Source organism: Frateuria sp. sgz306004 (genome assembly GCF_057750885.1).
The window spans coordinates 376,761-401,604 of the sequence record NZ_JBYLFE010000005.1 but is presented as its reverse complement, the minus strand read 5'-3'; the positions used below and the strand labels follow the sequence as shown (position 1 = coordinate 401,604).

The 24,844-nt window shown below is 63.4% G+C and carries 26 protein-coding genes; 11 read left to right on the top strand and 15 right to left on the bottom strand.

The window, feature by feature from the left end; genetic code table 11:
* Positions 1–32: 32 nt before the first annotated feature.
* The 8 genes from AC3G2C_RS13235 to AC3G2C_RS13200 form a co-directional block, all read right to left on the bottom strand.
* Complete coding sequence (locus AC3G2C_RS13235; RefSeq protein ID WP_488385082.1) at positions 33–485, bottom strand: copper chaperone PCu(A)C; 453 nt, start codon at positions 483–485, stop codon at positions 33–35.
* A 207-nt stretch (positions 486–692) separates the two neighbouring features.
* On the bottom strand, positions 693–1,061 hold the full coding sequence (locus AC3G2C_RS13230; protein WP_488385081.1) for a DUF2946 domain-containing protein: 369 nt from the start codon (positions 1,059–1,061) through the stop codon (positions 693–695).
* Positions 1,062–1,193: 132 nt separating this feature from the next.
* Positions 1,194–2,972: a tetratricopeptide repeat-containing diguanylate cyclase gene (locus tag AC3G2C_RS13225; RefSeq protein WP_488385080.1), complete on the bottom strand. Its 1,779-nt coding sequence runs from the start codon at positions 2,970–2,972 to the stop codon at positions 1,194–1,196.
* 13 nt (positions 2,973–2,985) lie between these two features.
* Positions 2,986–3,282 (bottom strand): hypothetical protein, encoded by a 297-nt coding sequence (locus AC3G2C_RS13220; protein WP_488385079.1) that lies wholly within the window; start codon positions 3,280–3,282, stop codon positions 2,986–2,988.
* 191 nt (positions 3,283–3,473) lie between these two features.
* Positions 3,474–4,301 carry an SAM-dependent methyltransferase gene (locus AC3G2C_RS13215; RefSeq protein ID WP_488385078.1) on the bottom strand — a complete coding sequence of 276 codons (828 nt, stop codon included), beginning with the start codon at positions 4,299–4,301 and terminating at the stop codon, positions 3,474–3,476.
* A 249-nt stretch (positions 4,302–4,550) separates the two neighbouring features.
* A complete protein-coding gene (locus AC3G2C_RS13210; RefSeq protein ID WP_488385077.1) occupies positions 4,551–4,901 on the bottom strand; it encodes a GIY-YIG nuclease family protein in 351 nt (116 codons plus the stop codon).
* The gene (locus tag AC3G2C_RS13205; protein ID WP_488385076.1) at positions 4,901–5,281 is read right to left on the bottom strand and encodes a DUF2239 family protein; all 381 of its coding nucleotides are present in this window, start codon (positions 5,279–5,281) and stop codon (positions 4,901–4,903) included. Before AC3G2C_RS13205 ends, AC3G2C_RS13210 begins: the two co-directional genes overlap by 1 nt.
* Positions 5,274–5,738, bottom strand: coding sequence for a DUF1330 domain-containing protein (locus tag AC3G2C_RS13200; RefSeq protein WP_488385075.1), 465 nt, complete (start codon positions 5,736–5,738; stop codon positions 5,274–5,276). The genes AC3G2C_RS13205 and AC3G2C_RS13200 overlap by 8 nt, the downstream gene beginning before the upstream one ends.
* A 182-nt stretch (positions 5,739–5,920) precedes the next feature.
* On the opposite strand from AC3G2C_RS13200, the gene AC3G2C_RS13195 reads away from it, so the two are divergent.
* Positions 5,921–6,343, top strand: coding sequence for an SRPBCC family protein (locus tag AC3G2C_RS13195; RefSeq protein WP_488385074.1), 423 nt, complete (start codon positions 5,921–5,923; stop codon positions 6,341–6,343).
* Positions 6,336–6,767: a MarR family winged helix-turn-helix transcriptional regulator gene (locus tag AC3G2C_RS13190; protein WP_488385073.1), complete on the top strand. Its 432-nt coding sequence runs from the start codon at positions 6,336–6,338 to the stop codon at positions 6,765–6,767. The genes AC3G2C_RS13195 and AC3G2C_RS13190 overlap by 8 nt, the downstream gene beginning before the upstream one ends.
* Before the next feature lie 86 nt (positions 6,768–6,853).
* Here the strand turns inward: AC3G2C_RS13190 and AC3G2C_RS13185 are convergent, their stop codons facing one another.
* From AC3G2C_RS13185 to AC3G2C_RS13175, 3 genes are all read right to left on the bottom strand, one after another.
* A complete protein-coding gene (locus AC3G2C_RS13185; RefSeq protein ID WP_488385072.1) occupies positions 6,854–7,435 on the bottom strand; it encodes a flavin reductase family protein in 582 nt (193 codons plus the stop codon).
* A 118-nt stretch (positions 7,436–7,553) separates the two neighbouring features.
* Positions 7,554–8,204 (bottom strand): Vgb family protein, encoded by a 651-nt coding sequence (locus AC3G2C_RS13180; protein ID WP_488385071.1) that lies wholly within the window; start codon positions 8,202–8,204, stop codon positions 7,554–7,556.
* Positions 8,205–8,214: 10 nt separating this feature from the next.
* Positions 8,215–9,435: a helix-turn-helix domain-containing protein gene (locus AC3G2C_RS13175; RefSeq protein WP_488385070.1), complete on the bottom strand. Its 1,221-nt coding sequence runs from the start codon at positions 9,433–9,435 to the stop codon at positions 8,215–8,217.
* A 114-nt stretch (positions 9,436–9,549) separates the two neighbouring features.
* On the opposite strand from AC3G2C_RS13175, the gene AC3G2C_RS13170 reads away from it, so the two are divergent.
* The 6 genes from AC3G2C_RS13170 (at position 9,550) to AC3G2C_RS13145 (ending at position 15,161) form a co-directional block, all read left to right on the top strand.
* Entirely contained in the window at positions 9,550–10,311 is a 762-nt protein-coding gene (locus AC3G2C_RS13170) for a DUF899 domain-containing protein (RefSeq protein WP_488385069.1), read from the top strand.
* The gene (locus AC3G2C_RS13165; protein WP_488385068.1) at positions 10,292–11,107 is read left to right on the top strand and encodes a DUF2182 domain-containing protein; all 816 of its coding nucleotides are present in this window, start codon (positions 10,292–10,294) and stop codon (positions 11,105–11,107) included. The genes AC3G2C_RS13170 and AC3G2C_RS13165 overlap by 20 nt, the downstream gene beginning before the upstream one ends.
* A 280-nt stretch (positions 11,108–11,387) precedes the next feature.
* The gene (locus tag AC3G2C_RS13160) at positions 11,388–12,554 is read left to right on the top strand and encodes a M23 family metallopeptidase (protein ID WP_488385067.1); all 1,167 of its coding nucleotides are present in this window, start codon (positions 11,388–11,390) and stop codon (positions 12,552–12,554) included.
* Between the two features lie 447 nt (positions 12,555–13,001).
* Positions 13,002–14,084, top strand: a complete 1,083-nt coding sequence (locus AC3G2C_RS13155) for a GGDEF domain-containing protein (RefSeq protein ID WP_488385066.1) — start codon at positions 13,002–13,004, stop codon at positions 14,082–14,084.
* Positions 14,085–14,371: 287 nt separating this feature from the next.
* Entirely contained in the window at positions 14,372–14,704 is a 333-nt protein-coding gene (locus AC3G2C_RS13150) for a hypothetical protein (protein WP_488385065.1), read from the top strand.
* A gap of 154 nt (positions 14,705–14,858) precedes the next feature.
* Positions 14,859–15,161 carry a helix-turn-helix transcriptional regulator gene (locus tag AC3G2C_RS13145; protein WP_488385064.1) on the top strand — a complete coding sequence of 101 codons (303 nt, stop codon included), beginning with the start codon at positions 14,859–14,861 and terminating at the stop codon, positions 15,159–15,161.
* 390 nt (positions 15,162–15,551) lie between these two features.
* Here AC3G2C_RS13145 and AC3G2C_RS13140 read toward each other — a convergent pair whose 3' ends face one another.
* The 4 genes from AC3G2C_RS13140 to AC3G2C_RS13125 form a co-directional block, all read right to left on the bottom strand.
* Positions 15,552–16,424: a GNAT family N-acetyltransferase gene (locus tag AC3G2C_RS13140; RefSeq protein ID WP_488385063.1), complete on the bottom strand. Its 873-nt coding sequence runs from the start codon at positions 16,422–16,424 to the stop codon at positions 15,552–15,554.
* Between the two features lie 759 nt (positions 16,425–17,183).
* Complete coding sequence (locus AC3G2C_RS13135; protein WP_488385062.1) at positions 17,184–19,769, bottom strand: glycoside hydrolase family 3 C-terminal domain-containing protein; 2,586 nt, start codon at positions 19,767–19,769, stop codon at positions 17,184–17,186.
* A 190-nt stretch (positions 19,770–19,959) separates the two neighbouring features.
* A complete protein-coding gene (locus AC3G2C_RS13130) occupies positions 19,960–20,988 on the bottom strand; it encodes a polysaccharide deacetylase family protein (RefSeq protein ID WP_488385061.1) in 1,029 nt (342 codons plus the stop codon).
* Positions 20,989–20,999: 11 nt separating this feature from the next.
* Complete coding sequence (locus AC3G2C_RS13125) at positions 21,000–21,569, bottom strand: ester cyclase (protein ID WP_488385060.1); 570 nt, start codon at positions 21,567–21,569, stop codon at positions 21,000–21,002.
* A gap of 130 nt (positions 21,570–21,699) precedes the next feature.
* On the opposite strand from AC3G2C_RS13125, the gene AC3G2C_RS13120 reads away from it, so the two are divergent.
* The 3 genes from AC3G2C_RS13120 to AC3G2C_RS13110 are packed head-to-tail and all read left to right on the top strand — an operon-like array spanning position 21,700 to position 24,667.
* On the top strand, positions 21,700–22,608 hold the full coding sequence (locus AC3G2C_RS13120; RefSeq protein ID WP_488385059.1) for a LysR family transcriptional regulator: 909 nt from the start codon (positions 21,700–21,702) through the stop codon (positions 22,606–22,608).
* 21 nt (positions 22,609–22,629) lie between these two features.
* On the top strand, positions 22,630–23,271 hold the full coding sequence (locus AC3G2C_RS13115) for a TetR/AcrR family transcriptional regulator (RefSeq protein WP_488385058.1): 642 nt from the start codon (positions 22,630–22,632) through the stop codon (positions 23,269–23,271).
* On the top strand, positions 23,255–24,667 hold the full coding sequence (locus tag AC3G2C_RS13110; RefSeq protein WP_488385057.1) for a nitrilase-related carbon-nitrogen hydrolase: 1,413 nt from the start codon (positions 23,255–23,257) through the stop codon (positions 24,665–24,667). The genes AC3G2C_RS13115 and AC3G2C_RS13110 overlap by 17 nt, the downstream gene beginning before the upstream one ends.
* Positions 24,668–24,844 lie beyond the last annotated feature (177 nt).

Below are 24,844 nucleotides of genomic sequence, written 5' to 3'. Positions count from 1 at the left end.
TCGGGGGCATAACGGGCAATCTCCGGGCGAGTTTAGTTCTGAGGTCCCAGCGCATTCGCCGGGCGCACCACGAAATCGCCACTTATGGCGCTGCCGTCGCCGAACTCCACGCGCACTGGCACTTTGTCGCCAACCGTCAGCGCGCCCTGCACGCCACCGAACATGATGTGGTTGCCGCCGGGCGCAAGGAGCACCTGGCCGTGCGCAGGCACCACCAGTTGATCGAGCATGCTCATGCGGCTCATGCCGCCCGCGCTGCTGCTCTGGTGCAGCATGCTGCTGGCAAAGCGCGGCGAACTCACGGCGCGGATCACGGCGGGCTGGTCGCCGTCATTGCGGATGCTGGCATAGCCGCCCGCCGGCAGGTCGCCGGGCAGCAGACGAATCCAGCCCTGCTGGACATGGACATGGTCGGCGGCGCTGGCGAGCGCCGCATCGAGTGGAACGATGGAGAACAGCAAAGCGAGAAGCACAGTGCGAAACATGGTGACGATCTCCCCTCGGGCGGTTGTTCAACGTGTCGATGAGCTGGGCCGAAAGCCCCGCGGGTGACCCTGGTTGGGCCACATCGCGACGCGTCGTGCATGGCGTAATGAAAGCCCCGGGGCGCATGGCCGGCATAGGCCTTGGCCCCGTGAGCGGGCGAATGGCGCGGCGCCGAACACCCGTTTGGCGCGTGCCCGAGATTGCCGTCAGGCGATGGGCGGGCCGCGAGGATGGTGTGGCAGCGTGCTGCCGTAGACGGCGGAGATTGGCGGCGATGCCTGGTGCGTCGCCGATGGCGGACGAGGTAAGAGCAACATCGCGGCCGTCGAGGTCAGCGCGGGGCTATGACCCAGCAACGCGCAGTAACCGCAGGTGTCGCCGGTGTCGGCGTGCCCGGGCGAGGCTGGCGCGCCATGCGAGTGACCATAGCCATGCCCCGTGCACCAGGCGCCCAGGTCCAGCGTTGGGGTCATGGCGGTGAGCGTGCGCGACACCGTCGGGGCGGCCAACATCAGGCCCATGGCAACCAGGGCCAGCCAGTGAGTGAACCGGCGGCGGACACTTCGGCGATGCAAGAGGGAACCTGGCGGCTAAGACCTTGAGCAAACTGGGGAGATCATGCCACAACCGCCCCCGCCTAGGGCACGGTGCGATGAGGCATAACGCCGCCCTGCCACCCGGGCTATGCACGGATCGCGAACAGGCTCTCAGGCCTCCACCAGGCCGTCGCTCTCCATTTCGGTGACCACGCAGTTGCGGCCGCTGCGCTTGGCGCGATAGAGCGCAGCATCCGCGTCGCGGCAAAGGCGCTTCAGGTCGTAGCCGGCGCGGCTGGCGGTGGCCAGGCCCACGCTGGCGGAGAACGACACCATGCCCTCGTCGATCTCGATGGAGGTGGCCTCGATAGCGCGGCGGATGCGATTGGCCACCACTAGGCCCTGGTCGCGCGTGCAATCGAACAAAAGGATCGCGAACTCCTCGCCACCGAGGCGACCGAACAGATCCGTGGGGCGCAGATGCAGCTGACAAATGGCTACGGTGCGGCGGAGTACCGCGTCGCCCGTGGCATGACCGTGTGTGTCGTTGACCTGCTTGAAGTGATCCAGGTCGATGAACACCAGACAAGCGTTGCCCGACTTGCGTTCCAGGTGACGCACGGCCCGATCCGCGGCACCGATGAAATGCTGGTGATTGAGGATGCCGGTGAGGCCATCCAGCGACGACAGTTTCTTGAACCGCAATTGCGAGCGTTTCAGGCGCAGCAGCCAGAACACCGCCGATGCCAGGATCACCAGCAACAGCGCGATGTACAGGCGGCTGGTTTCCACGGCCTTGGTATCCAGGGCGCGTTGCAGCTTGAGAATATTGTTTTGCCGGCTGAGCTTTTCCGTTTCCAGCTTCTGCGCCAGCACGTGCTGCTGGGCCACCGCATAGGCGAGCGCGCGGGCGCGTACGTCGTCGAGATAGCCCACGTCCTGGGCGACGTACTTTTCGTGATGCGCCAGCGCCGACGCCATGTCGCCGCGCTTCTTGTCCAGGCGATACAGCAGCAGATAGGTATCGCGCAGGGTTTCGTTGAGGTCGTCCGGGTCGCTCAGCGCAATGGTGGCAAGGGCCTCCTTGCGCGCGGCAACGTCATCGCCCAGCTTCCAATAGGCTTCGGCCAACTCGGCGTGCGCCGCCAGTGTGTTGGAGTAGTACTGGCCCGCCAGGATGCTCGGCAGAATGCGTTGCACCAGGGCCAGCGCCCTGGCAGGCTGGTTCTCGTCCAGATAGAGGCTGCCCCGGGTGAGCTCGATGGTGTTGGTGAACACCGACTCGCCAGCGGCCTGGCAATCGTCGATACCCTGCTGGAGCAGCGGGCTGTTGGAGGTGATCTTGCGCCCTTCGTACAGCGCGCTCAGCAATATCGTCTGCGGCTTGCACGCGGTTTCGCCCGGCGGCAGATCCTGCGCCATGTCGTGCGCGTACTGCGCGGCAAGGTCGTATTGGCCGGCCGAGCGCAGCAACTGGGCAAGATAAGAGAGCGCCATGAAGCGCGCGAGCCGATCATCGGCGCGGGGCAGTTCCGCCACCAGCCGGTTCGCGAGTTCAAAAGCATCGCCATAGCGCTTGTTGCGCGCCATGTCGCCCATCAGCACGGCCGTCGCCTTGGTTGCGAGGGCGGGGCTGCCGGAGTGGTCGATCACGTCGAGGAAACGCGGTTCGGCATTGGCGTAATCGGCCTGGAAGGAGGCTTCCCAGGCTTCCAGATAACGCAGGTGCCAATACTGGCGGGGCACCATGGTGGATGCGTGCCGGCGCAGATCCTGCAGCTCGTCGAGAAAGCGCGAGTGATCGGCAGTGCGCAGGCTTTCGACGTGGTTGAGTCGAGCGGCGAGATCGGGCTCCTGCGCCCACGCATGCGTGGGCAGCAGGAGCACGCAAACGGCCATGGCCGCGACAGCGGGCCATGGCGAGTGCCGGCGCCACCAACGCAGCTGCATGCCGAAAAGCCGGTCAGGTGAGCAAGGTATCGCTTGGCGCGGGGGACGAGGGCTGGCGTGGCTCGTCCTGGTCGTCCTGGTGATCGGGCTCTTCTTCTTCGTGGCCGCCCGTATGCGAGTCGTGGTTCACGCGCATGGGCTTATGGCCAAGCTCGGCGGCCAACAGCGAGCTATCGCCGGCCTTCACGGCCGCTTGCAATGCGTCGGAGGCCTGAGCCTGCGCCAGTACCTGGGCCAGGTCTTCGGCATTGGCGTGACGCAGCGACGCGTCCTTGCCGATGGCTTCCAGCAAATCGATCGTATCAGTCATGTTTTCCCCCTGTTTCCATTGAAATACTCGCATCCGCCAGATGCTTTCCTCTCGCGGATACTAAGCGCTAACACACCTTATAAGACACTAATACGACAGCTATTAGTGCCTATTTTTCTGGTCTTTCCCGGGTGTTGCCTGATGGCTGGCTGAGTAACGCGAGGCCCGCCAGCGAGGGCCCTTGCTGGCTATTACGCCTGCGTCTGGCCTTTGTCCAGCATTTCCAGGCGCTTACGGATCGCCACATTGGGCTTGAGGGGGCCTGCCGGGGGCAACACCAGCGTGTCCTCCGCTGTCATGGCGGTATGGGGCAGGTCGCGCAGGGGCACCCGGCGAATCTGCGGCTTGTCGATGGGCAAGGTGGCCGCGCGGTACACGATCACCTCGTGATCGAGGGGGTAGCTTTCGCCGAGCACGTCCACCAGCACCTGGCGATACGCCGGCCCTGTCTCAAAACGGGTCAGCGACCAATCGCCCACCAGCGCGGCCTGCCACAGCACCAGGTAGCCCGCGGCGTCGATGCGACGTTCGTAGAACAGCAGCTGGCTAGCCTCGAAGTGCTGGCAGCCATAGCGGCCGGGGTCGATGCCCAGGTCGGCATACAGGCAATCCTCGGCGGAAATGCCCGGTTCAAGGTGAGCCTCGTAGCCCTCCGCGCGAGCCTGCTCCACCGCATTGCGAGGCGACCAGGCGAAGATGCACGGGTGTCCATAAAACACGCCGCACACCCGCTTGCCGGCGCGCACCTCGGTGAGCATCAGTTCGACCCACTCGCGGTAGGTTTTCTGTCGCGATTTACCCTCGGCGTAGTAGGGCTGCAGGCTGTGCACATTCGCGTTCATCCGGCGCAGCCACATTTCGCTGGCGCCGGTGGAGAGTGCCGCGAAAACCACGTCGGCCTGCTCGATATGGCTACGCGCCAGCGGGGTGAGGTGGGAGCCCAGGGTCATGCCCAGGCCGACACAGGCCAGGGTGCCACGGGGTGCGGTAGGTGAAAGATGTGCGAGTGAAATGGTCATCGCCCGATAGTAGGGCAAGCCACGTGGCGAATGTACGCGCTCAACGGGAGACCTGACGAAGCGTCGTTTCACGCGTCAATCCTACGAAAGCAGGACGCGCTTTTTTGCCGCCGAGGGGTGGCTCAACCGGCGCCTTTACGTTCAACGATTTATTGGCGATGGATGACCAGCCCTTCGGCTGTTGAAAGGCGACTCCGGCGCTTGCCCGTCGTTGGGGGCGCCGGGACGACGATCAACACCGGAGCATCCCTAGAGATAGGATGCCGCCGACCCCGGCGGAACCCTCGCACGCCACTGGGTCAACTGGTCCGCGATGGCCGCGCGATAGTCGAAATCGGGTTGCTCACGCTCGGTTTCCGTATGCAGCACCTCGAACACGAACTGCGCCTCGCCCAAGGCGCGCCAATCATCCATCAACGCCTTGTTGCGATGCGTACCAAGGCGCAGCTCGGTTCGGTGGCGATTGATGCTGCCTTCAAGGTGCAGGCTCTGGTCGATCAGCGCCTTGCCGGTTACCAGGTTGCGTATCGCATAGATGCCCATCGCCGGAAACGCCAGGCGATAGCTTTGTTTGAGCGCCTTGCGCGTCGCGCGATCCATCACGGCGACTCCGTTGCTGCGCCCATGCCACCGCCATCAAGCAGTTCGCGCACACGCGCTTGAATGTGCATGGGCCATGCGGCGATCTCGCCTTGCAGGCGTGAGGCGTCGTCGGCGAACAGGGCGCGCACGGCTTCTTCAAAGTGCGGGCGATCGCCAGCGGCGTCACGCATATAGAGGTAGCAGGCTTCCTTGGCGGCGGCTCGGCGATAGAGGCCGTGCTTGTCGCGACAGGCCTCCTCCACCAACGCACGCAGGCTGGCGCTGGCGCTTCGGGGTTGGGCATCGAGCCAGGCCCAATGGCGATCCAGCAAGCGGATGTGGCGCTCGCCTTGGCGCGTGGGCGGTGTGTGTGCGGGCGTTGTATTGAACTCACTCATGGCAGGCACTCTGGCGCAGCAGCGCCGTGCAGTCGGTAATGGGCAGTAATCGCGCGTCTTCCAGCGCGGCAAGGCGGTGCCCCAGGCCGGCGAGGTAAGGGGCATGCGAGGCAAATCCGAGAAACGTGGCTGCGTCGCGATGGCGGATCAGCATGGTCATGTCCCAGCGCTCCTCGGCCGGGCCAACCAGCAGCGCATCGCCTTCGCCCGCAAACAGCAACTCGCCGCCCGATGCGTGGAGAAAGGGCAGCGTGTGCGCCACATACCGCTCAAAGGCGGCCCTGCCGCTAATAGGCGACGGCGGCGCCAGCTCGGGCCATGCGCTGTAGTCAGCCAGCGCGCGAAAGCGCAGCAGGTTGAGCATGACCACCGGGCCAGCCCACTGCCGTGCCACGAACGCACGGCCGGCTGCCTGGCTGGGTTCCAGAAAGCGTGGTGATGACGATGGGTGAGGCATGACGCCGGGTCCTGTGACTTGAGCGGGTGCGATGTGCGCTCGCTACATATACCCGGATAAAAATATTCAGGTCAATAACACCCGGGTAAATATATCGACCAAGGCAATTCGCCCAGGAGTGCGCTCTTGCGCTTGGTTACTTTTTGAAAAAAATATGCATGCATATTAAGTAGGGCATCAACATGTGGACCGTTGAAGTTTCGGGAGAGTGCGCCGCGACACCCGCTCAGGTGTTCAGCGTGTTGGCGGTGCCGGAGAAGTGGCACGAGTGGAACAAGGGCGTACTGCGTATCGACATGAACGGGCCATTCAAGGCGGGCACCACTGCCGTGATGGTCTTGCCCGACGCGACTACGTTGCCGTTCCACTTCGCGTGGGTAGAGGCCGCCAAAGGCTTCGAAGACGTCACGCGGGTGACCGACATGGGCGTGGTCGTTCGCGTGCGTCACGAGCTAGCGCCGAGCGCGCGTGGTACACGGATCACCTATCGCTGTGAGGTCGACGGCCCCGACTCGATCGCCAGCGAAGTCGGCGCTGCCGTTACGTCGGATTTCGCCGAAGTGATTGCTGCGCTCGGCGAGCGTGCGGAGCAGTGCGGTGAGTGAGTCGCCCAAACCCGGCAAAAGCCCTGGGCTGCTCTTATGGCGCGCGACGCTTGCCTGGCAGCGTCGCGTTACTGCGGCACTCAAACCACTGGATCTCACGCATGTTCAGTTCGTACTACTGGTCAGTACGTGGTGGATGACGCGTGTTGCCGGGGAAACGCCGAGTCAACGTCGCATCGCTGAGCACGCCAATACCGATCCGATGATGACCTCGCAGGTTCTCCGTGTGCTCGCTGAGCGAGGGCTGCTGACGCGAACCCAGGATCCGCTCGATTCGCGAGCGTTGCTTATCGACGTAACCCCCGAAGGGGCGGATATTGCTGTCCGTGCGGTAAAGATAGTCGAAGACACCGACCGCACGTTCTTCAAGGTTGTTGAGGACCAGCGAGCGCTGATGTCCGTGCTAAGCGCGCTGAGTCAGTAAACCCCGTCGACGTGGCCGGCCATGCCATCGCAAGGTGTCCGTGGGCGCGTGTTGTCCATGGAGAACCGGGTACACCCGCCTGAGTCTCAGGCGCTACCGTTCGCCTTGAGCGCATCGCCAATCGCATAGAACTGTCCGCCGGCGATGTAGTGCAAGCTGCGCCACGCCGCGTCCGCGTGCTCGAACTGCCAGTGGCCGTTGGCAAACGCGCGCGTGTCCGCCCAGGCGCCAACCACCTCGCCAATAAACAGGTCGTAGGCCTCCTGGTTATGCGCCTCGGGCAGCAAGCGGCAGGCCAGCCAGCCCGCGCAGCCACTGACAAAGGGCAAATCCATGCCGTCGATGCCGAACCACGACACCGCGGTGCGTTCGAGTTTGTCGGGGGTATCGCTGCGACTGATCGAACCGACCTCGTAAGTAAGTTGCAGTTGCGCCGCCGTGGGCACCTGGATCACAAAGCGGCCGCTGTGTTCGATAAGCGCACGCGTGCGCGTAGCCTTGTCCAGCACCACCGTGAGCTTGGGCGGGTTGAAGTCCAGCGCGCAACACCACGCGGCGGCCATCACATTGTCCTCGCCGTTGTGACGCGCCGACACCAACACGGTAGGCCCGTGATTGATCAGCCGATAGGCCTTTTCCAGTGGAACGGGGGCAACGTGGCTATCCATGGCGAACTCATGTGCGTGGCAAGGGGCGCATTCTGCCAGTTCCTTGGGGCGCTTGAACCTTCGCCGCGCACAGCGAGCGTCGCGTGCCCGGGCAGCTAACTCGATAAAGTGCCCCTCGTTAGCGCCGTTTGACGCTTCCCCCAGGCCGTTGCACGACCCGCAGCTTTCCGCTGTTGCCGCCGCCGCAGAAGAAACGGTCGTTGCCGTCGGCTTCCAGGCCGGATACCACCAGGCCCGCCGGCATCTGCACGCTCTCCTGCACCTCGCCGGTGTTGGCATCCACGCGGCGAAGCTCGCTTTCGTCGTTCTCCCAGGTGCCGTGCCATAGCTCGCCATCGAGCCAGGTCACGCCGGTGACAAAGCGATTGGATTCGATGGTGCGCACAATGGCACCGGTCTCCGGGTCGATCTGATGAATCTTGCGCTCGCGGTATTGGCCTACCCACAGCGAACCTTCCGCCCATGCCATGCCCGAATCGCCACCACCACCCGGCGCGGGCAGCGTGTGCAGTACTTGCCCGCTCTGCGGATCGATCTTCTGGATGCGATCCTCCGCGATTTGATACAGGTAACGCCCGTCGAACGCCGTGCCGGCATGTGCCTGGGCGTGAATGGTGTGCGCGATGGCGCCGGTGTCCGGGTCTACGGCATGCAGCGTATCGCCCGTGGCGATCCAAACCGAGTGGCCGTCGTAGGACACGCCATGCACTTGGGATACGCCCGGAAAGGGCCCGTGTTCGCGAAGAATGTGAGCGGCTGATCGTTTCATGGCCTGCATGCTAGTGCGCGGTGGAAAAGCCGGGGAGTAACAAGGTTGTCGGGAATCCCACCGCCGGCGGCACCATCCATCGCCGCGCGCGCCCCTGGCCCACCGGCTGCACTTTGCCGGTGTCCGCCAGGGCATCGAGTGCGCGTTGCACGCTGCGCTGACTGGTTTCCAGGGCAAGCGCGAGTGCGGCGCTGGACCAGGCCTCGCCATCGGCCAGTAGCGCCAGCACAGGCGCATGCTTCTCCTCCACGGGCGGCGCCAGCACGGCCACGTCGCGATGCGCATGCGGCGCAAGCGCGAACCCATGCGCGGTCGCGTGCAAGCCCGCGACAGGGCGCAGCGCTTGGCGCAGCCGCCCCATTTCCACGCGCAGGCGTGCCCGGTGCGATTCGTCGGCGTGCCTGGCGCGAAACACCTGGAGTACCAGTTCATCTCGCGTGACATCGCCTGGCCACGCTTGTGCCAGCGCGCGCGCAATCGCAAACAGAACAGGGCGCCGTTCCAATGAAATGATCGCACCATCGACACGCACTGCATGGCGGCAAGCGTCCACCACCAAGGTTGGCGATGCCAAGAGCGCCTCCACCTCGGCAAGCTGCATCCATTGCTCCGTTGTGCCGCGCCACAGGCGCGCTACCGGTCGCTCCATATCGCGCGCGGCGGTGTCGATCTCCGCGATGAGGGCAGGTATGCCTGCTTGTCGTGCCGCATAGGCGGCGCGAGCGAGCGCGCTGCGGGCCTGCCTGGCGCGAATGCGTCGCGCGGCGACACCGGCAACCACCAGCTCGAACGCCGCGCGCGACGCCAGCGGCAAAGGCGCCGCGTCGAGTGCGGGCAACTCGTGCTCGGCCTCTTCAAGGCGTCCCACCAACAGCAGGTGTCGCACCTGCAAGTAATGGGCGTGTGCTGCGTTGGGTAGGTCGCCCTGTCGCTCCAGCACGGCGCGAGCGTCGCGAAGGGCCTTTGCGGGCCAAACGAGGTCACGCGATACAAGGGCGATTTCAGCCGCCGCTATCGCGCATCGCGCGCGGGCCACTTCCTCCCGTGGACCAAAACGGCGTGCGGCGCGGCGAAGAAGCGTGTTGGCCCGCTCAAGGTCACCCAACTGCGCCATGGCAATGCCGCGAAGCGCCAGGGCAGGGGCATCGTCACGCAACGCCACCCGATTCAGTGCGCCCAGCGGGTCGCCGGCCGCGAGCGAGAGAGCGGCGGCGGTGATCAGCGAATCCATCGAAAGCTCGTCACACTTGTTACTCCCACCCTTGCCGTGGCGTTCCTAATCTACCCCCTGCACGTCGAATCGAGAACGACTCGAACGTCGTTCATCGCATGGGAGGAACATCGAATGAACACGCACACCGTGGGTACCCGTGAGGAATGGCTAGCCGCAAGGCTACGCTTGCTGGAGGCCGAAAAGGCGCTCACCCGGCGCAGCGACGAACTGGTGCGCGAGCGCCAGGCGCTGCCCTGGGTGCGTATCGAAAAGCCGTACCGGTTTGATACCGACCAAGGCGAGGCCACCTTGGCCGAGCTGTTCCAGGGGCGCTCGCAACTCCTGGTGTATCACTTCATGTTTGGGCCGGACTACACAGCAGGTTGCCCCTCGTGCTCGGCCGTGGCCGATGGTTTCGATGGCTTCGCCGTGCACCTGGCGCATCACGATGTCACTTTGATGGCGGCGTCGCGAGCACCCCTGGCCAAACTCCGCGCATACAAAGAGCGCATGGGCTGGTCGTTTCCCTGGGTGTCATCGCAAAGCGGCGATTTCAATGCCGACTTCAACGTGTCCTTCACGGAAGAGCAGCAACGCGCAGGGCAGGTGGAATACAACTACCAACGCGGCGCCCACGCCATGGATGCCACACCCGCGCCCCAACCCGTGGTGGAGTTCGCCACCAGTTGCGGCGTGAATGCGCCCACGTATGCGCGCGATCGACCCGGCATGAGCGCCTTCGTGCGTGAAAACGGCGTGATCTATCACACGTACTCCACCTACGCCCGTGGGTTGGATGGCTTGTGGGGCATGTACCAATGGCTGGATCGCGCACCCAAGGGGCGCAACGAAACCGGCGTGTGGTGGCGACGCCATGACGAGTACGCCGGTTAACCCGGCGCGAGCCGGCCGGCGCGGCCAGCGCGTATTCGCGCTGGCCCTGGCGGCGCTTTTTGCCGCGAGCGCGGTGGTAACCATCGTGCAATCCAAGGCAATGGCCGATATGGGCGGCCTGCCCATGCGCGGTGGCTGGGCTATCGCCGCGCTCTGGCTCGACATGTGCGGGCAAACATGGCGACAAGGCCTGTGCATGTTCATGACCATGTGGGCCGCCATGATGACAGCGATGATGCTGCCCTCGTTCGCACCCGTGCTCTGGCGCTTGCGCAAGGCGTGCGTGACGAGCGGCGCGCCTCGCCCCACGTGGCTCAGCGTGTGTGCGGCAACGGGTTACTTGGGCGTGTGGATGGCCGTGGGCGTGCTCATCTATCCGCTTGGGCGCGCGCTGGCCTGGCTAGTGATCCAATGGCCGCTGGCGGCACGCATGGTGCCGGCCTGTACCGGTGTAGTGGTGCTGCTGGCGGCAATTTGGCAATTCTCGGCGGCCAAGGCGCGTTGGCTCATGTGCTGCCGGTGCCTGCTATTGAGCAGCCTGGCATCGCCCGCCACCGGCCGCGTGGCCTGGCGCTGCGGTACGCGGTGGGGTGTTCACTGCGTGCGTTGTAGTGCAGGTATGACCACGATGTTGTTGATCGCGGGTGCCATGGATCTGCGTGTCATGAGCTGCATTACCGCTGCCATGACCCTGGAGCGCATCGCGCCCACGGCGTGGCGCGTGTCCATGGTCATTGGCATGGTCGGCGTTGTGGCTGGCCTGGCGCTGACGGCCAGAAGCTTGGGCGCTCCGTGAGCGGGCGCAACGGCGCTTAAAGATAGTGCCGTACCGAGCGCGGATGGAATCGAAGGTAGCGCCAACAGCGAGATCATGGGTGTTAGCCAGCGCGCGCTGAGCGTCCGGCGTCATCTGCTCAACCGCCGAAGGTTTTTCCAAGTGCGAGAGAGCGGCAAGGTGCAATTGCGCACCGGCTTTCCTTACGGCAAGCTGGGGCGGCCGTGTCCGGCCCAGCTCGGTTTGAGCGTATCGAACGATGACGCCCCCGCATCTATGCGTCTGCCAGGGAAGCTTTCGAATGAACCACAAAGTGGCAGTGATTTTCCTGCTGGTGCTGATATCGAGCCTCACATCCCTACGAGCCGAAGAGAACTTCGCACCGGTGGAGGCTCGTGTGCCGTTCGCACCCAGCCCATTTGTCGGCACCGATGGCCTGAAGCATCTCGCCTACGAACTGCATGTCACCAACTTTTACGGAGATACCGGCTCGTTGACGCCACGTGGTCTCAGTGTGTTCGCCGATGCTTCCGATGCACCTTTGCTTGTGCTTACAGCGAAGGACTTGTCGAACACGGTCAAGCCGGCGGCACCCGAGGGCAAGATGGCATCGATAGCGTCGGGCAAACGCGCCGTTATCTTTGTCTGGATCACGTTGCCGCCAAGCGCGGCAGTGCCGCGCGTGCTGCGTCATCACATCGAGTTCGCCACTGAGAAGGGGGCGGTGTCCGTGCTTGACGGTGCCATCGTGCCGATCCGTGACGAGCCGGCCATCGTAATTGGGCCTCCGCTGCTTGGTGGCCGCTGGCTGGCGCACGAAGGGCCCGGCGCGGCTCAATCTCATCATTGGGGAAGCCTGGTGGCCGTCAACGGGCAGCTCACCATTCCACAACGTTATGCGCTGGATCTGGTGGGGGTCGATACCGCGGGCCACGTCATGCGTGATGGCGTGCACGACATCCAGAAGTCCACCTATGCCGACTGGGTCGGCTATGGAGCCGACGTCCTCGCTGTGGCTGGCGGAGTCGTGCGCAGCACGCGCGACCACGAGGCGGAACATCGGCCACTCAGTGCCCAGCCTGAGCCAACATCGCTGACGGCGAACGGACTCTTCGGGAACTACGTCGTGTTGGAGATCGCTCCCGGCGTGTTTGCGAGCTACGCGCACCTGCAGCGCGGCAGTATCAGGGTCAAACCCGGTGACCGGGTTCGTCGCGGACAAGTCCTTGCACGTCTTGGTCAGTCCGGAAACTCTGCGGCCCCGCACCTGCATTTTCAGCTATCCAATGCACCGACGTTCGAGGGATCGGAAGGCATTCCTTATGTTTTTGACCACTTCGCCTTTCTTGGACCCGAATCCGAGGCGCAGCTATTTGGTCAAGGCGAGCCATGGACACATCCCCCTGCCGATACACGGCATGCCGAGATGCCGCTTAACGATGTGGTGATTGAGTTTCCTGATCGGTGACAGCCTAGATCCTCAGTCTTTACGGGTGCGGCATATCGCGAACCCGACGCAGATAGATGGCTGGCCTCATGGCAAAGGTGCAGCAGGATGGCTCGTATCCGCTCTTTTTAACTGCGGATTCGGCCGGTCGGCGCAACCCACTGATGACTATGCGAGCAGCAGGAGCCTTGCACCGAACGACTGAATCCGCGACCCATGGTGGATATCGCTGGGGAGCGGGGTTCCCGGAGGGCGCTCGACGGTTGCGGCCCAGCGGCCAATTTCCCATTTCCACCCCCGGCAAACACTGCCGCCTGACGTCGCTGGCTGCCCTTTTGCGTAAGCCCTGAGCCAGCTTCTATGTGGGGGTAAAACCCGTGATCGGCATCAGGGCTCGCCCTGCCGGGCATGGCACCTCTTTTGCTAAGAAGTGGGTGTCCGGTTGAATTTCGCGCCCCTGGGGCCCGCATGCATAAGCCGTTACCCAAATCGCAGCGAGCCCTCGACCCGGGTGATCGGCGGGAATACACCCAGTACTTGGCACAGCGCATGGCGCCGGCCATCCAGGCGATTACGCTGCTGGCCGTGCTGGCGTATGTCGTTGCATCGTGTGGCCGTGCGCTGGTGGGTGCCTCGCCGGTGCCGTTGGCGTTGCGCTTGTTGCCGGTGATACCGCTGGCCGTGCTGGCCCTTGCCACGCGGCGCGAAAAGCGCGCCGTGCCGCTCAGCCTGTTGGCGCTGGGCTGCGTGATGGTGCTGGAGGTGGGCATTAACCTCAACGGCATTGGGCAAACGCCGGGGCAGCGGTTGGTGTTGCCTGGACTGCTGTTGCCCGTGGCGTCGTCGGTTATTTGGATAGCGCGGTGGGATTTCATCACCGCCATGGTGCTGTGCGCGTTTGGTCCATTGCCCATGCTGGCGATTGGCGCCGTGAACCGGGTGCCGCTGTTTCAGTATGCCGTGTACATGATGATCGCCTTGTCGGTGGCCACGGTGTTGCGCGCTTTTATGACGCGCACGTTGTTCGAGCAGTTTCGATTGGAAAAGCAGTTGCGCGAGCAGGCGCATACCGATGGCCTCACCGGCTTGCTGCGTCGCAACCGCTTTCTGGAGTTGGCGCGCTTTACCTTGAGCGATATCTACCAGCGGCGCCTGCCCGCCGCCGTGTTCTATCTGGATGTGGATCACTTCAAGCTGATCAACGATGACTACGGCCACGCGGCCGGCGACGAGGTGCTGGTGAAACTGGCCCAGGCATTGCGCACGCAAATGCGAGAAGCCGACCTTATCGGGCGTGTGGGTGGCGAGGAATTCGTTGCGTTGTTGCCGGGTGTATCGCTTCAACATGCGCAGGCGCGGGCGGAGCAGTTGCGCGAGGCCATGCGTTTTGTGCACCACCCCGATCGCGTGCTTACCATCAGCATTGGCATTGCCCAGTGCGATCGCCCTGGCGAGGCGATTGAAAGCCTGATTTCGCGCGCCGATATGGCCATGCGCCAAGCCAAGCTCAACGGTCGCAATCAAGTGGTGATCGATCACTCAGCGGCTTAGCCCAGGTCGCCAGCGTAGGTGGCCGGCGTGTGGCTGCCTGTGAATTGCGGTGGCGTCGTGGCGCGCTGACAGCGCATGCCGCCGTGCTTGCGCGCCAGGGCCGTATGGGTTGGCGGGCTATCGCCTGACAATGCGCGCGGTGGGCCTCTGCTACTTTGCCTCTCGTTGCGCGTGGAGTGTCTGAATCCACTTGGCGTGCAACCGTGACCCCCGGGTCATGAGGCGCGGGCCGTGAGTGGTGACACACTCACGACCCGCTAACCATCACCAACTATCTGGAGTTGATCATGGCTACCCACGATCATACGGCACGCGCACGCCCGTCTTTCCCACCAGAGGCTACGCACGCGACCTCCGCCGACACGCTGGCTCCCCCAGCTGAGGTTGGGGACGCAGAGCAGCGGTTGTTAACGCTGATCGGTATTGCCCGCTCCGCAGACGCCTTGTTGGGTCTGCTGATGGATAGCGAGGAGGCTTTCCTCGCCCCGCCGCGCCGAGGTTACCGCCCGTTACGCAAGCTTGCCCTAACCCCGTTGGAATCCGCGGGGTTATCGGCGGCTGTGCATTACCTGCACACCTACGCGCGCTTGTTGGGCCAAAAACCCGCCGCCAGCACCTGACCCGTCCGTTGATCGCCCCCGCGGCGCACCGGGCGTGTTGCCGGTGTGCCGCACCTTGGTGATCACTTACGACCAAGCCGGGCATTTGCCTACATCTATCGCTGCGCTCGCGCCGGCGTGTTTAAGCGTGCGCGCACATCAACTAAGGACAGTGATGAGTCGGATTCCCCTCTCACCGCGCATGTACGTCAGCCGTGTGCTGGCCGTGCGCTCACCCGCGCAGGTGCTGCTGCACGATTACATGCTGCCGGATGACCTCACCTTTGCGCAGACGGCGCGGCGCATTGGCATCACCAGCGCGCAGCTAAAGGATTGGATGATGAACGGCAAGCCGATGACACTCGACTTGGCGAAGATGTTTGCGCGCGCGTTCAATACCACGGCGTTGTACTGGATGGTGTTGCAGGCGCGCCTGGAGTTGGAAGAGGGGGACGAGGGCGCAGGCATGCTGCGGTGATTTAAGGAAGGTCTGATTAAACGACATCTTGCTCGTCCTTCCTGCGAACCCCCAAAAGGGGGCGAGAGCAGGAGGGGCTTTTCAACAGCCGAAGGCTGGTCATCCAGTGCCTTTACGCTCAGGTGCCTGCAGGCGCTGGATGACCAGCCCTTCGGCTGTTGAAAGGCGCTTCCAGCATTCGCTGGGATGACGATCGAGATCGGAGGATCCCAATGGAAGGTGCGATTAAGCGACATTTTGCTCGTCATTCCTGCGAACCCCAAAAAGGGGGCGAGAGCGGGAGGGGCTTTTCAACAGCCGAAGGCTGGTCATCCAGTGTCTTGACGCTCAGGTGCTTGCAGGCGCTGGATCCCAGCATTCGCTGGGATGACGACAAAAATCAGAGCATGCTTAAAGGGCTTTTTCGAAAAAGCTGTCCGCGTAGGGGTCGTCGTTGAAGCGCTCGATCTCTTTCCAGCCGGTTTTCAAGTAAAGCTGCTTCGCCTCGTTCAACGCGCGATGGGTATCCAGCCGCAGAACCGTGATGGATAGCTCGCGCGCCAAGCGTTCCGCCTCGGCCATCAGGCGGCGCGACAGGCCAAGCCCGCGCGCGCACGGGGCCACCCAAAGCCGCTTGATTTCGGCAACGCTGCCTGCGCCACCTTTTACACCGACGCAGCCAACGGGCAGCGTGTCGGACATGGCAACGAGAAACACGCCACGCGGTCGGGTCATTTGTTCGGCCGAGGGGTCGCGTGAGCGTGATACTTCAAAGCCTTGTTCAAAGCGTTGCGCAAGCTCGGCGTAGTACGTATTCAGACAGTGTCTGGCGGCGTCGCTACGTGGGTCGGTTTCCTCGATGTGGATGCGCTCGCGCCCCAGCGCAGATGCCACCATGTCCATGGCAGCGAGCAATTGGTCGGGCTGTGCGTGATGGGCCAGCATGCCCTTCGCTTGGGCGTTGGAGAGCCGCTCGTACGCGCGAAATTCGGCCTTGCCGGTTGAGGTAAGCCGCACCACGCGCCGACGTGCGTCGAGCGTGCTTGGCACGGTTTCCACCAAGCCTTCGTCTTCCAGGCCGCGCAGCAAGCGGCTCATCAGGCTGGTTTCCACGCCCAGGTATTCCCTGAGTGCGGCGACGTCTGTTAGGCCTTGCCCAATGGCGTTGATCACCCGAGCGGAACCCAAGGGTCTGCCGCGACCGAGAAAGGATTCGTCCAGCGCACCTACCGCTGCGGTAACGGCGCGGTTGAAGCGGCGAACACGTTGGATGGCGGTTTCCATAATTACCTAACTTAAGTTAGGTAATTGGGGGCGTCAAGCGTGCGGTGTTCAAGGGGGGGCTTGGGGCAGTATGCGGGCTGGCGGCGGGGCGGTATTGATTGGCGCGGTGTGTTGGCGTTGATGGCTGCGAGCCCCAAAAAGAGGGTAAGAGCTGGCGGAGGTTTTCGGTGGTCGACGATTGGCTAAGGAAGGTCTGATTAAGCGACATTTTGCTCGTCATTCCTGCGAACCCCAAAGAAGGGGGCGAAAGCAGGAGGGGCTTTTCAACAGCCGAAGGCTGGTCATCCAGTGCCTTTACGCTCAGGTGGTTGCAGGCGCTGGATCCCAGCGTTCGCTGGGATGACGAGCAGAGCCGGAGCTTTGTTAGGGAGGTTTGATCAAGCGACATGGTGCTCGTCATTCCTGCGAAAGCAGGAATCCAGTGCCTTTACGCTCAGGTGGTTGCAGTCGCTGGATCCCAGCGTTCGCTGGGATGACGAGCAGAGCCGGAGCATTGTTAGGGAGGTTTGATCAAGCGACTTGGTGCTCGTCATTCCTGCGAACCCCAAAAAGGGGGCGAGAGCAGGAGGGGCTTTTCAACAGCCGAAGGCTGGTCATCCAGCGCCTTTACGCTCAGGCGCTTGCAGGCGCTGGATCCCAGCATTCGCTGGGATGACGCTCAAGATCATTGCATCCTTAACTGGCGCCTCGGCGGTCACGCCGATGGCGCTGAATATCCCGGTGTCTTAAAGGGCAGATTGATCGCTCGCCACTCCCAACTCAGCGCGGTACGTTGGCCTGCCCAGCAATCGTGAACCATGCGGGCGTTTGCTGCGTCTCCGGTTGGTGGCCGCCCACGTAGAGCGCGTAGCGGCCCGCTCTGACGGCGCGCACGCCATCCGCATCCACCAGGCTCAGCGCGCGTGCATCGAGATGAAACGGCACGCTGCGCTTTTCACCGGCCGCCAGCGTTACGCGACGAAACGCCACCAGTGCGCGGCGTGGTGCATCGCTGGCGTCGGGGTAGGTGAGGTAAACCTGCACCACTTCGTCACCTGTGCGTGTGCCGGTGTTGCTTACATCCACCGATAAGTCGAGCGGCTCGCCCGCCTTTAGGCGCGAGGTGGATAGGGTCGGCGCACCGTAGGCGAAGGTGGTGTAGCTGAGCCCATCGCCAAACGCATACAACGGTTGGCCTTGAAAGTAGCGATAGGTGCGGCCTTTCATGCCGTAGTCGATAAAGGGTGGCAGGTCGCGTGCGTCGCGATAGAACGTAACCGGCAGGCGCCCGCCAGGGTTCATGGTGCCAGCCAAGGTTTGGGCGATGGCGCGGCCACCTTGTTCGCCCGGATACCACGCAGCCAGTATCGCGTCGGCGTGCTCTTTGGCCCAGGTGGTTGCCACGGCGCTGCCACTCATCAACACCACGACCAGCGGCTTGCCGCTGGCTGCCACGGTTTCCAGCAGTGCTTGTTGCGTGGCGGGCAGGCCGATGTCGGTGCGGTCGCCGCCGGCAAAACCGGGCACGTCGATTTTCAGCTCTTCGCCTTCCACCTCCGGCGACAGGCCCACAAAGGCGATGACCGCGTCGGCCTGGTTGGCGACACGTTCCGCTTCGGCAAGCTGCGCGTTTGCCGGTGCGATCCATTGCAGGTGTATGCCTTGGTCTTCGCCGCTGTGTTGCCACTCCAGGCGCAGGTCGCGCGGGCGTGTGTCGTCGATATGCACCTTGGCGGCGGGCACCTGGTCGTCACCGTTGGTGGCGGTGATCAGGTGGCCATCCAGGTACAGGCGCACGGGGTCGTGCCCCTTGCAGTCAAAGCAGCGATCCACGGTAACGGCGAGTGTGTAATCGCCCGGGCCGGGTGGCAGCAGTTGGCCGGTCCAACGCACGGCGTAGCCGGAGGGATCCAGCGCGCTCATTGGCGGTTGGTGATCGGTGTCCATATCGATCTTGCGGTCGATACGCGTGGCGGCGGGCGTGCCGGCCAGTTGCGTGCCACGAAAGTACTCGCCCTTTAAACCGGCTTCGCTTGCGCCAGGCCCGCTGCGCAACGCGGTGAATGGAATGGGTACGGGCACGCCCAGGGCGAGTGTGGCGCCTTGGGCGTAGCGCACGTGTTGTTCGCCGAGCTGCTCGCGCAGGCCATCCAGCGGCGTGATGGGGTTGCGCGCGGTGCCGTGGTAGTTGGCCTCCAGCACGGCGAGCGAATCCGCGTTGGGGCCAATAACGGCAACGGTGCTGCCGGCTTTGAGTGGCAAGGTATTGGCGCGGTTCTTGAGCAACACCAGCGATTCGCCCGCTGCACGCAGTGCCAACGCGCGTTCGGCAGCAGGGTCGGCGCGCGGTGAGGGCATGGCGGTGTCGAACATGCCAAGGCGGTAGCGCGCGGCAAACAGGCGCGTGGCTGCGGTGTCGAGGTCGCGTTCGCTGATCAGTTTCTGATCCAGTGCGGCGCGAAGGTCGCCATAGGCCACGCCGCAGTTGAGGTCGGTGCCGGCGCGCAAGGCGCTGGCGGATGAGCCAGCGTTGTCGTTGCGATAGTGGTGAAAGGCGGTCATGTCGTCGACCGCGTCGCAGTCGGAAACGACAAAGCCCTTAAAGCCCCAATCGGTGCGAAGCCGCTCGCCGAGCAGCCAGGGCAGGGCGCAGGCGGGTACGCCATGAATGGCGTTGTAGGCACACATGATGGAGCCGGCATGCGCTTCGACGATGGCCGCGCGAAAAGCGGGCAGGTAGGTGTCTTCCAGGTCGTGCGGGGATACGTCCACGTCAAACCCGTGGCGCCCAAGCTCCGGGCCGCTGTGCACGGCGAAGTGCTTGGGCGTGGCGATAACGGTGGGGTGGGCCGGGTCATCACCCTGCAAACCCTCGATGAAAGCCACGCCCAATGTAGCGGTCAGGTGCGGGTCTTCGCCGTAGGTTTCCTGGCCGCGCCCCCAGCGCGGGTCGCGAAAGATATTGATGTTGGGCGACCAGATGGTGAGGCCGTTGTAACGGCCGTGATCGGCGTGGAGCCCCGTGGCGATGTACTTGCTACGCGCTTGCGTTGCCACCACGCGACCCACGGCGTGGAGCAAGGCGGGGTCCCAACTGGCGGCCAGCCCAATGGCCTGCGGAAAAACCGTGGCTTCGCCAAAGCGGGCGTAGCCATGCAGCCCTTCGCTCCACCAGTCGTACGCGGGTATGCCCAGGCGGGGGATGGCCGGCGCGGCGCTTTGCAATTGCGCCACTTTTTCGGCGGTGGTCATTGTTGCCACGATCTGGCGAGCCTGTTCTGTCGCATCGCCCGGCGCCGCCGTGGCGGCCCATGCCGTGGCCCATAGGCATGCCCCAAGCCACAGTCGATTCTTGATCTTTCGCATCAAATCATGGGCCCTTGTGCGTTTAGGCAGATCCATGGCGTAGCGCAGGGCGGCCAGGAGCGAACCACCGTGGCAGGAGGGCGCGGTGGTGCTTTGATGCTCGGCGCCTTCCCCCTCGGTGCATCACGGACTTTAGCAATAACCGATGGGTGCTCGCTGGATGCGGGGCACGTACGTTGCCGCGTGGGTACTAGATGGTTTCGTGCTCCCGCAGGGTGAGCGGGCTCTGCAGGGCGAATGTCGCAATCTCGTCCTTGCGCATGAATGCTACGCCGGGCTTGCGTTTGGCGTAACGGATGAACTCGTCCCATACGCTGACCATTTGCGGCGAGCCGCTGATGCGGTCGTGAGCGCTGATGGACATCATGCGGCGACGCGTGCCGGCTTCGCGGTATAGCTCGTCAAAGTCGCGCTTGATCTGCGCGAGGAACTTGTCTGGCGAATAGTTGCGCCCTTCGATCAGGAGGATGTCGTTATTGCGCAGGGTGTAGGGCACCACTACGAAGTCCTTGCCGTTGACCTGTTCGATAAAGGGTTCGTCGCGACTGATGTCATCAATGTGATACGCGTAGCCCAGTTCTTGCAGCAGCGAAAGGGTGTTCGGGCCGCGTCGGAGCCAGTTGGCGTTGTAGCCGGTGGGGCGCTGGCCGGTGATCTCTTGGACCATGCTCGTGGCTTCCTGGATGAATTGCTTTTCCTCCAGGCGGGACATGGCGTATTGCGAACGCCATTGGGGGCCGTGCGCCGCTGCTTCGTGACCGCGCGCCACGATCTCGCGCGCCAGATCGGGGTGCTTGCGGGCGGCTTCGCCAATCATGTGCGAAGTTACTTTGATGCCATGGCGATCCCACAAGTCGAGCATGCGCGGAATGCCTTCGCGGTAGCCGTAGGCAAACCAGGTGTTGGTGGCGGCATCGGAAGGGACACTGTCGGGAAAATCGACGCGGGGGAAGGGGCTGTCGGTTCCCTTGGGCGGCTGGCCGCCCGCTTCGAACTGCATGGAGATGGAGATGACCAAGCGCGTGTCGCCCGGCCAGAACGGCTTGCTGGGCCCGCTAGGTTCAGTAGGCAGGTGCCCCGCATGCGCGGCGTTTGCGTAAGCGCTACGAGAGGCGAGTGTCATGGCGGCCATGCCGCCCGCTGCCGCACTGGCCTGGAGCAGGAATTTCCGGCGGCTTGCCTGCAACTCAGTGGGTTCATCAGCATTGGTGATGTTCATGGCCAGTTTCCTTATTTGGCGATAAGGCCGGCTTGCTGGAGAAAGTTGAGGTTGTCTTCCAGATGCCAGTCTTCGGCGATGCGGCCATTGGCAATGCGATAGATGTCGGTGGCGATAAAGTCGATAACCTGCCCCTTACCCTGCGTGCCACCGAAGGTGCCGGTGAAATGGCCGGTGAAATGCAGGTGCGTCACCACGCGATCGCCGGCGACGATCATCTGGGTGACTTCGCTTCGCAGGTCAGGCACGGCGGCGCGAAAGCCTTTGGATGCGAAAAGCACACCCTCAAGACCCTGCGGCCGGCCGTTGGGCAGGGTGTTGTCGAAAAAGTCTGGCGACAGCGCGGCGCGCGCCATCGCTTCATCGCCGGTGTTCCAGAAGGTGTCGTAGCGACGCGCGGCGAGGATCTGCGCATCCAGGGTGTGCTTTGGCAGGCTGTGGTCGACGATCAATACCTTCGGTTGCACCAGGTCGTCCTTACTGGCCTGCGCATGGACAGCGGGTGAGAGCCCCGGCAGCACCAGCAGGGCGGCGAGCCAGCGGGCGGCGCGGTGGATGGTGTTTGGAGCGTTGGCGGTCATGGGCAAAGTCCTCAGGGCTGCGGGTTATCGGCCGGCATGGCCGGCATTAAGCGCATGGTGACTTGCGTAAAAGAGAGGAAATACCGGCAATGGGCTGATAGATTATTTCCTTTAGTTTAATAATCTGCCCATGATCGAGAACCTGCCCAACTTGCGCACCTTTGCCCACGTGGTGGCGGCTGGCAGCCTTTCGGCCGCGGCGCGCGACATGGATCTGTCATTGGCGGTGGTTAGCAAACGCTTGGCGCAACTCGAAAGGGAGCTGGGTGTTCGCCTGCTTCAGCGAACCACGCGCAGGCAGGTCCTTACCGAGGAAGGGGAGCTGTTTCATGTGGAGGTGCTGCGCATATTGGCGGCGGTGGAGCAGGCGGAAACGGTAATGTCCGGGCGCCAGCAGGCGATCAGTGGAACGATACGTTTGACTGCCCCGGGCGAATTTGGCCGGCAGTGGCTTGCGCCGGCCATAACGGCATTTCAGCAGAGGCATCCGGCGGTGGACATTCGGCTGACGCTTTCCGACGTGGTGATGTATCTGCTCGATACGGGGATGGATCTGGCCATCCGTTTCGGCAGCCTCGAAGACTCGTCGCTCATTGCGCGCCGGTTGGCACCCAACTATCGCGTGCTCTGTGCGTCACCCGACTACCTGCAACGCTTTAGCGTGCCACGCCACCCTGACGAACTGGTGCACCATCGCTGCATTTTGATTGGCGAGGGGCGCCGTGCCGTGTGGCGTTTCGAAGGAAAGGAGAGCCACGCGGTAGAGGTGACCGCTGCGTTGGTCACCAACGATGGCGGCGCGGCTCATGCGTTTGCGTTGGAAGGGGCGGGCATCGCACGCAAGTCGATCTGGGATGTGGGTGACGACATCCGCAGCGGGCGCTTGGTAAGGGTGCTTGCGGAATACGCGATTTCCGCCGCCCCATTAAGCGCGCTCTACCCGAACAGCCGCCATCTCCCGCCGCGTGTAAAGGCGTTGCTGGATTTCCTGGGCGAGCGTTTGGAGAAAGCGTGGCGGTGGGATATGCCCAGCGCATAGCCAAAGCCACCTGGGGCTGTCTTGGATCGGCCCCAACGGGTTGCATTGCCATTCTCGCGGGGTCATGTATACACTGTATACATGACCCCGCCATCGACCGTGGAAAAAATCCTCCAGACCGCTCACGAACTGTTCGACAGTGAGGGGGCTGACGCCGTCACCATGCGCCGCGTGGCCGATGCGGTGGGCATTACGCCGATGGCGATCTATCGCCATTTCCCCAGCCGTGATGCGCTGCTGAAACGTCTTTCGGATCAAAGCTTCAACGCGGAAGCGGGCCACTGGAAAGCGCGCGCAGCCAGCCGCGACCCGCTAAAGCGCCTGTTGTCCATCGCCGATGCGTATCTGGGCTACGCTTTGGCGCATCCACACCTGTTCGATCACGCGTTTTCCGTGCGCCGTGATGACGCCCGCAAGTATCCCGAGGATTTCCACGCTGGTCTGTCACCCACGTTCAATGTGGTGGTGGAGGCCGTTAAAGAGGGCGTCTCGAAGGGGCTTCTGAAGGACGAGAACCCACATGACGTAGCGATGACCTTATGGGCGCATCAGCATGGCTTGGTGGCGCTGTATCGCGCGGGGCGTTTCAGTTACGACGAGGCCCGCTTTCGCACGTTCTATAGAAAGTCACTGGGGAGATTGATCGATGGACTCAAAGCCTGATCGCGTGCGCTTGCCCGTCGCACTGCTCGCCGTAGCACTCTCCGCCGCGGCCTGGTGGCTGGGGAGCGGCACGCATCCGCTCTGGTGGGTAACGTGGCTCGCACCACTCCCCGTGCTATGGCTTGCGCCAAGAGTTCGGGCGCTATGGGCAGCGCTTGCGGCGCTGACTGCGTATGGCGTAGGTGGCTTCAATACGTGGAGCTACCTGCACGGGAACATCGGGTTGCCTGTATCGATCATTCTCTATTTTGTTCTCGCCGTTGGCCTTGTGATGATGGCCTGCGCGCTGCTGTATAGGCGCCTGCTTCTGCGCGGCCAAGCAGTTGCCGCCGCGGTGTCGGTGCCCTCGCTGTGGGTGGCCTACGAGTACATCAATAGCCTCGTTTCACCACACGCCACGTTCTTCAATATCAGCTACACGCAGGCATCCGTACTGCCGGTGATCCAGCTGGTGGCGGTTACGGGAATCTGGGGCCTGGGCTTTCTTATCGTGTTTGTTCCAACGGCGGTGAGCTTGCAGTTCTGGCCAAAAGCCATGCCCGCGCGTCGTCGCTTCATGGCGGTGATGGCGGGGGTGGCGATGGTGGCTTCCCTCGCGTACGGCACTTGGCGCCTGCAAGCGCCGCCAAGCTCCACCGTGCGGGTGGGGCTGGTGTCACTCAATGAGCGTGGTATGCCCCAGCTGACCAGCGAAGAAGGCAAGGCACGGGAAGCTGCTTATATAGATGCGCTGTCACACCTCGTCGACCAGGGCGCGCAGGTTGTGCTGATTCCCGAAACCCGCTTCGCAACGACCACGACCGACATGCCCGCCTTCGCGGCGATGGCAACCCAACGCAAGGTGACCGTTGGCGTGGGCATTGGCTACCTTGGTGCCAGCGGTGGCGACAGGAATATGTTGGCGGTGTTCGAGCCCGGCGCATCGTCGCCTGCCACGTACAGCAAGCATCACCTGCTTCTTGGCCTAGAGCAGTTCTCGCCCGGCAACACCTATACGCTGCTCAACGGAACGCCACGCATCGGCCTGGCGATCTGCAAGGACATGGACTTCCAGGATATCGGTCGCGGCTATGCCGACCTTCATGCGCAACTTTTGTTGGTTCCGGCATCTGATTTCGATGTGGATGGCTGGCTCCATAGCCGCATGGCCGTGGTTCGCGGCATTGAGAGTGGATTTGCCGTAGCCCGTGCCGCACGGGCAGGGCGCCTGACACTGAGCGACGATCGCGGACGCGTGATTGCCGAAGCTTCCAGCGAGCAGCGCTCCGCGAGTGTGATTGGTGATTTGCCGTTGCATGAAACGGTAACGCTCTACACGCGCTGGGGCGACTGGTTTGCGTGGCTGAACTTGGCAGCCTTGGCATGCGTGCTGGGCATGGCGTTTCGGCCGCGTTGAGTTTGGGCCCCTTGCCACGCAGGGTTGGTGGCAGGGTGTGCTATCGGCTGCGCGGCAAGGCAAGCGTTTCACAAGCCGGTGCCGATGCGCGTTTTGGCTGGGCGATGCGGCGTACTTGGCGATGGCTCGCGCAGCGTGAGCCAAGCATCTTTAGGCGGCGAGGTTTTGGTGTTGCCA

Bases quoted from the DNA above. Each gene is read 5' to 3' on its own strand.
- AC3G2C_RS13205 (WP_488385076.1), bottom strand. From the start codon at position 5,281: ATGAGTGAGTTCAATACAACGCCCGCACACACACCGCCCACGCGCCAA.
- AC3G2C_RS13145 (WP_488385064.1), top strand. From the start codon at position 14,859: ATGAGTCGGATTCCCCTCTCACCGCGCATGTACGTCAGCCGTGTGCTG.
- AC3G2C_RS13200 (WP_488385075.1), bottom strand. From the start codon at position 5,738: ATGCCTCACCCATCGTCATCACCACGCTTTCTGGAACCCAGCCAGGCA.
- AC3G2C_RS13120 (WP_488385059.1), top strand. From the start codon at position 21,700: ATGATCGAGAACCTGCCCAACTTGCGCACCTTTGCCCACGTGGTGGCG.
- AC3G2C_RS13185 (WP_488385072.1), bottom strand. From the start codon at position 7,435: ATGGATAGCCACGTTGCCCCCGTTCCACTGGAAAAGGCCTATCGGCTG.
- AC3G2C_RS13165 (WP_488385068.1), top strand. From the start codon at position 10,292: ATGACGAGTACGCCGGTTAACCCGGCGCGAGCCGGCCGGCGCGGCCAG.
- AC3G2C_RS13225 (WP_488385080.1), bottom strand. From the start codon at position 2,972: ATGCAGCTGCGTTGGTGGCGCCGGCACTCGCCATGGCCCGCTGTCGCG.
- AC3G2C_RS13160 (WP_488385067.1), top strand. From the start codon at position 11,388: ATGAACCACAAAGTGGCAGTGATTTTCCTGCTGGTGCTGATATCGAGC.
- AC3G2C_RS13170 (WP_488385069.1), top strand. From the start codon at position 9,550: ATGAACACGCACACCGTGGGTACCCGTGAGGAATGGCTAGCCGCAAGG.
- AC3G2C_RS13195 (WP_488385074.1), top strand. From the start codon at position 5,921: ATGTGGACCGTTGAAGTTTCGGGAGAGTGCGCCGCGACACCCGCTCAG.
- AC3G2C_RS13125 (WP_488385060.1), bottom strand. From the start codon at position 21,569: ATGACCGCCAACGCTCCAAACACCATCCACCGCGCCGCCCGCTGGCTC.
- AC3G2C_RS13215 (WP_488385078.1), bottom strand. From the start codon at position 4,301: ATGACCATTTCACTCGCACATCTTTCACCTACCGCACCCCGTGGCACC.
- AC3G2C_RS13175 (WP_488385070.1), bottom strand. From the start codon at position 9,435: ATGGATTCGCTGATCACCGCCGCCGCTCTCTCGCTCGCGGCCGGCGAC.
- AC3G2C_RS13210 (WP_488385077.1), bottom strand. From the start codon at position 4,901: ATGGATCGCGCGACGCGCAAGGCGCTCAAACAAAGCTATCGCCTGGCG.
- AC3G2C_RS13155 (WP_488385066.1), top strand. From the start codon at position 13,002: ATGCATAAGCCGTTACCCAAATCGCAGCGAGCCCTCGACCCGGGTGAT.
- AC3G2C_RS13235 (WP_488385082.1), bottom strand. From the start codon at position 485: ATGTTTCGCACTGTGCTTCTCGCTTTGCTGTTCTCCATCGTTCCACTC.
- AC3G2C_RS13180 (WP_488385071.1), bottom strand. From the start codon at position 8,204: ATGAAACGATCAGCCGCTCACATTCTTCGCGAACACGGGCCCTTTCCG.
- AC3G2C_RS13130 (WP_488385061.1), bottom strand. From the start codon at position 20,988: ATGAACATCACCAATGCTGATGAACCCACTGAGTTGCAGGCAAGCCGC.
- AC3G2C_RS13135 (WP_488385062.1), bottom strand. From the start codon at position 19,769: ATGCGAAAGATCAAGAATCGACTGTGGCTTGGGGCATGCCTATGGGCC.
- AC3G2C_RS13140 (WP_488385063.1), bottom strand. From the start codon at position 16,424: ATGGAAACCGCCATCCAACGTGTTCGCCGCTTCAACCGCGCCGTTACC.
- AC3G2C_RS13110 (WP_488385057.1), top strand. From the start codon at position 23,255: ATGGACTCAAAGCCTGATCGCGTGCGCTTGCCCGTCGCACTGCTCGCC.
- AC3G2C_RS13220 (WP_488385079.1), bottom strand. From the start codon at position 3,282: ATGACTGATACGATCGATTTGCTGGAAGCCATCGGCAAGGACGCGTCG.
- AC3G2C_RS13150 (WP_488385065.1), top strand. From the start codon at position 14,372: ATGGCTACCCACGATCATACGGCACGCGCACGCCCGTCTTTCCCACCA.